This is a genomic window from Actinomadura logoneensis, assembly GCF_003428695.1.
Taxonomy (GTDB): Bacteria; Actinomycetota; Actinomycetes; order Streptosporangiales; family Streptosporangiaceae; genus Spirillospora; species Spirillospora logoneensis.
Genome location: NZ_QURH01000147.1, coordinates 1 through 4,684 on the forward strand (window position 1 = coordinate 1; position 4,684 = coordinate 4,684).

Annotated in this window: 7 protein-coding genes and 1 pseudogene; 4 read left to right on the top strand and 4 right to left on the bottom strand. The window is 75.0% G+C overall.

Features of this window, described 5'->3' with window-relative positions:
• Positions 1-102 precede the first annotated feature (102 nt).
• From DZF91_RS07790 to DZF91_RS07800, 3 genes are read right to left on the bottom strand one after another with little or no spacing between them, the layout of a single operon-like run.
• On the bottom strand, positions 103-576 hold the full coding sequence (locus tag DZF91_RS07790) for a hypothetical protein (RefSeq protein ID WP_117356807.1): 474 nt from the start codon (positions 574-576) through the stop codon (positions 103-105).
• On the bottom strand, positions 573-1,151 hold the full coding sequence (locus DZF91_RS07795; protein ID WP_147341054.1) for a MauE/DoxX family redox-associated membrane protein: 579 nt from the start codon (positions 1,149-1,151) through the stop codon (positions 573-575). The genes DZF91_RS07790 and DZF91_RS07795 overlap by 4 nt, the downstream gene beginning before the upstream one ends.
• An 8-nt stretch (positions 1,152-1,159) precedes the next feature.
• Complete coding sequence (locus tag DZF91_RS07800) at positions 1,160-1,855, bottom strand: hypothetical protein (protein WP_117356809.1); 696 nt, start codon at positions 1,853-1,855, stop codon at positions 1,160-1,162.
• A 141-nt stretch (positions 1,856-1,996) separates the two neighbouring features.
• Here DZF91_RS07800 and DZF91_RS07805 point away from each other — a divergent pair, with 141 nt between their 5' ends.
• The 4 genes from DZF91_RS07805 to DZF91_RS43090 all read left to right on the top strand — a co-directional run bounded on the left by DZF91_RS07805 (position 1,997) and on the right by DZF91_RS43090 (position 4,284).
• Entirely contained in the window at positions 1,997-2,593 is a 597-nt protein-coding gene (locus tag DZF91_RS07805; RefSeq protein ID WP_117356810.1) for a PaaI family thioesterase, read from the top strand.
• Between the two features lie 154 nt (positions 2,594-2,747).
• Positions 2,748-3,218, top strand: a complete 471-nt coding sequence (gene dut / locus DZF91_RS07810) for a dUTP diphosphatase (RefSeq protein WP_407920893.1) — start codon at positions 2,748-2,750, stop codon at positions 3,216-3,218.
• A gap of 3 nt (positions 3,219-3,221) precedes the next feature.
• Complete coding sequence (locus DZF91_RS07815) at positions 3,222-4,049, top strand: DUF3710 domain-containing protein (protein WP_117356812.1); 828 nt, start codon at positions 3,222-3,224, stop codon at positions 4,047-4,049.
• 154 nt (positions 4,050-4,203) lie between these two features.
• Positions 4,204-4,284, top strand: coding sequence for a 50S ribosomal protein bL37 (locus DZF91_RS43090; RefSeq protein WP_407920894.1), 81 nt, complete (start codon positions 4,204-4,206; stop codon positions 4,282-4,284).
• A gap of 40 nt (positions 4,285-4,324) precedes the next feature.
• Here DZF91_RS43090 and DZF91_RS43095 read toward each other — a convergent pair.
• Positions 4,325-4,681: pseudogene (locus DZF91_RS43095) on the bottom strand (Cmx/CmrA family chloramphenicol efflux MFS transporter); the annotation flags it as partial.
• Positions 4,682-4,684 lie beyond the last annotated feature (3 nt).

Below are 4,684 nucleotides of genomic sequence, written 5' to 3' on the forward strand. Positions count from 1 at the left end.
CGGGCCGGAACCGCGGCCCCTCCTCGGCCACCGGGCGGCGGCGCACCCGCTCCGCCCCGGACGGACGCGGCCCGCGCAGCGGCGGGACGTCCTCAAGCTCGATCATCGCGCACCTCCGACTCCCTCCGGTTCCAGCAGTTCGCGCAGCGCCGCGGGCGACCCGACCGGGGCCGCCCGCCCCACCCGCCCGTCCTCCGTCAGCACCACCGCGAAGGGGGTGGCGGGGACGCGGTAGTCCTCGAACAGTCCCGCGCTCTCGTGCGCGAGGACGGTCACGCCGGGCGCGGCCGAGTCCGGCGCGGCGCCGGCGAAGACCGCGCGCACCGGCGGCTCGGCGAGGGCGAGGACCTCCGCGCAGACGCCGCAGTCGCGGTCCAGGAAGAGCACCAGGCCGGGGCCGAGCCGGTCGAATCCCGGCGCGGCGGCGCCCGTCTCCGGGCCGGGCGCGGGACGGGCGGGGGCTGCGCGCCCCGTCCCGGCCAGCGCGTGCACCTGCCGGACCAGGCCCGCGACGACCAGGGCCAGCAGCAGGATCGCCACCCATGACAGCAGCAGCGCACTGGTCTGAAAGCTCACCCCGAACTCCTTTCAGGCACGGCGGGGACCTCCACGACGCCCCCGGCGGTCTCGGGGACGGCCATCGCGCGGGGGAGGATCCACAGGAGCACGCCGAGGGCCGCTCCCGCGACGACGCCCGAGACCGTCCCGCCGGTCAGGTCCGGCAGCGGCGTCAGCGCCCCGCCCAGCGCGAGGACGGCCAGCCCCGCGGCGCGCACGACGACCCACACCGACATCGGAGTGGAGAGGTCGCCGCCGCAGCCGCAGGGGACGCGTCCCGTCCGAGTACGGGTCACATACGCCGCGTAGGCCGCGTAAGCGGTGAACAGCACGGTGGCCACGGCCAGTGCGCCCTGGACCAGGCCCGTCCGGCGGACGATCACCCCTGCGAGCAGCAGGCCCAGCACACCCGCCTCGGCCGCCACCGCGAGGGACGCCACCGCCGCCGCCAACCGGGACGGGACGGCAGCCTGGGCCCGGAGCGCCGTGCCCAGCGACCGCCCGCGCAGGTGGCCGGCCAGCGACGGGACCAGCACGACCGGGACCGCGACCGCTCCGGCGAGGGCGGCGAGGACGGCCGGGCCGCTCGTCACCGGACCGCTCACCGGACCGCGTCGACCGACAGCGAGGCGAGCCGTCCGGGGACGTGCCGGACCTGGTCCTCGTCCGGCAGGACGGTCACCAGCAGGCGTTCCAGCGCGAGCAGGAAGTAGGGGCCCTGGCCGTCCACGGTGTCCTGGAACAGCTCGCCGCCCGCGACGGCCGCGCCGCGCCAGCCCGGCAGCCGCCTGCGCGTCTCGCCGGTCAGCGCGGTGATCTCCAGGAGGCCGAGGCCGGGCACCTCCTTGACCAGCTCGGCGGGTTCGGGGAGGGCCACCCGGCGCGCGGCGGGGGCGACGCTGATCCCGTCGTCGTGCTCGGTGATCCGCAGCCCGGACAGGAAGCCGACCGCGTCGGCCGGACGCCCGCCGTAGATGTGGGTGAAGGCCGCGAAACGGCGGCCCTCCCAGACGGCGGCGAGGGCGATGTCGCGCTGGCCGGTGTCGGGGTCGCGGACGGCCGCCGCGTGCCCCACCCGCAGCCGCCCGCCCTGGACGCGGAACTCCTGCTCGAACCGGGCGACACCGATGTCCTCGGCCCAGGCCGCCGCGTCCGCCCGGGTGCCGCTGGACATCTCGTGCAGGCGTCCGCCCGCGGTGATCCGGGCGACCGAGGTGAACGGCCGGCCGAGATCGTGGTCGCCGCGGAGCCGGACGCGGGTGCCGTCGAGTGATCGGTGGATGACCTGGTGGCCCACGGTTTCGTCGCCTTTCGCCGGAATGCAGGCATTGGGACGTCATGTGTGCTTCGTGATGGAGATCACAGTACGTCGCCTCTCCGGTCCGGAGAGGTAAACGTGCCGGAAGTGGTCATGCGGCTGAGCCGGTAAATTGAGGTCGTGAACCGCTCCCACCTGACCGTCCCGCCCGCGGGCACGCCCGTGCCCGAGCCCCATCCCGACGCGCCCCTCGGGGAGCCGCTCGGCCCGCACTACAGCCGGTGCTTCGGCTGCGGCCCCGGCCACCCGACCGGGCTGCACCTGGAGGCCGTGAGCGAGGACGGGCTCGGCGTGTCGGCCAAGTTCACCGTGGGCGACCTGCACCAGGGGGCGCCCGGTCTCGCGCACGGCGGCGTTTTGGCCACGGCGATGGACGAGGCGCTCGGTATGGTCGTGTGGCTGCTCCGCAAGCCGTACGTCACCGGCCGCCTGGAGACCGACTACCTGCTGCCGGTGCCGGTGGGCACCACGCTCTTCATCCGGACCCGCTGCACCGGCGTCGTCGGGCGCAAGGCGTACCTGGAGGCCGAGGCCCGCATGGACGCCCTGGACGGGCCCGTCGCGGTCCGCGCGGCGGCGCTGTTCGTCGAGGTCCCGGTGGCCCACTTCGAGCGGCACGGCGACGGCGTGGGCGGCATGGACGGTACCGACGGCACGGACGGCACCGGCGGCGGCGCCCACGGTGGCGCCGACACCGGCCGCCGGGTCAATCCCTGACCGGACGGCCGGCGCCGCCCGATCCGCGGCCGGAATGGTCCGTGCCGAGCGGCGGGCGGGGAAGAATGGCCCGTGACGAGGAGGGACCGCGACCGCGGCGACTCCGGGCCGAGACGGTCCGGACGAGCGGTCCCGGACGAGAATGGAGCGCGTCGTGAGCGTGGACGTCCTGTTGAAGCGGCTCGACCCCGGGCTGCCCGCGCCGTCGTACGCGCACGCGGGCGACGCGGGGGCCGACCTGTTCGCCGCCGAGGACGTGGAGCTCGCGCCCGGAGAGCGGCGAGTCGTCCCGACCGGGGTGGCGATCGCCCTTCCCGACGGCTACGCGGCCTTCGTCCACCCGAGGTCTGGTTTGGGCGCTAAGTTTGGGGTGACCATCGTCAACGCACCCGGTACGGTCGACGCCGGTTACCGAGGTGAGATCAAGGTGACCCTGCTGAACACCGACCAGCGCGCCGCCGTCCGGCTGCGGCGCGGGGACCGCATCGCGCAGCTGGTGGTCCAGCGGGTGGAGCACGCGGTCTTCCACGAGGTCGCCGAACTTCCCGGATCGTCGCGTGGAGCCAACGGTTTCGGCTCCACGGGCGGTTTCGCGGACAACACGCACAGTCGAGAAGGAGTGTGAGTCGTGGCTTTTGGACGTCGCCGGCGGGACGACGAGCCCGCGAAGGGCGCGGAGAACGCCGAGGAGGCCGTCGAAGCCGCCGAGGCCGAGGCCGGGGAGGAGACCGCCGCGAGCGGTGAGGCCGTCAAGGGCGGCCCGTGGGACTCCGAGGACTCCCACCCCGAGATGCAGCGCCTGGACTTCGGCGCGCTGCGGATCCCGGTCGCCCCGGGGCTCGGCTTCCAGGTGAACTTCGAGGCCACCCAGGTGGACGAGGAGGGCAACCCGCTGGACGGGCGGCCCGTCGCCGTCCTCGTCCAGTACGAGGAGAGCGCGATGCAGCTCCAGGTGTTCGCCGCGCCCAAGCGCAGCGGCATCTGGGAGGACGTGCGGCGCGAGACCGCCCAGGACATCACCGAGAACGCCGGCGGCCAGGTCCAGGAGGTCGAGGGCCCGTTCGGCGACGAGCTGCTGGCCATGGTGCCCGCCGCCCTGACCGAGGAAGTCCTGGCCGAGATGCCGGACGAGGTCAAGGAGCAAATCCCGCAGGAGTTCATCGAGCAGGGCTGGGCTCCGCAGATCATCCGCTTCGTCGGCGTGGACGGCCCGCGCTGGTTCCTCCAGGCCGTGGTGCAGGGCGCCGCGATCGAGGACGAGGAGCAGTGGCAGGTCCTGGAGGACGTGCTGAACGGCGTGGTCGTCGTCCGCGGCGACTCCCCGATGCCCCCGCGCGACCTGCTGGAGCTCCAGATCCCGAAGGAGTTCCAGGAGGCCGCCGAGGAGCAGGGCGAGGAGAACACCGAGACCTTCAACCCGTTCGAGCGCGGCCCGGAGATCACCGAGGTGCGCTGACCGGAACGGTCGACCGGAAGGCCCGTCGCGCGTGCGCGGCGGGCCTTCCGCGTCCCCGGACGGCGCGCCGCGCGGGCCGCCCTCACCTGGCCGCTCCCGGCAAGTCACCGTGCGGGGCCTTGCCGGGGGGACGGTTCAGAGGGTCAATCGGGTCATGTCGAAGCGCACACGCAAGCGTCGAGGCCGCAAGCGGAACAAGGCGAACAAGGGCCGTCGCCCCTGCGCCCGCCACTGATCATCCGCTCGCCGCCGGTCACTCGTCCGTCACTGCCGTCCTCTCGGTCGTGGTCGTCCCGTCGGCCCCTGAGCAGGGGAGCCCCGGCGGCCAGGGCGACCACCGCCAGTGCGGCGCTCAGCCATGCCGGGGAGCGGTGGCCGAGGCCGCCGTCCACCGCGATCCCGCCGAGGAGCGGGCCGACGGCGGCGCCCACGTTGAGCGCGGCGGTCGCGAACGCGCCCGCCATGGTCGGCGCGTCCGCCGCCGCGTACAGGGCGCGGGCGATCAGCGTCGAGCCGACGCCGAAGCCCAGCGCGCCCTGGGCGAACACGAGCACGGCGACGGCCGCCGGGACGTCCGCGAACGCCGCGAGCGCGGCCCACCCGGCGGCGAGGGCGACGCCGCCGCCCGCCAGGAC

Excerpts from the sequence above, each read along its gene's own strand:
- DZF91_RS43090 (WP_407920894.1), top strand. The coding sequence starts at position 4,204 with ATGTCGAAGCGCACACGCAAGCGTCGAGGCCGCAAGCGGAACAAGGCG.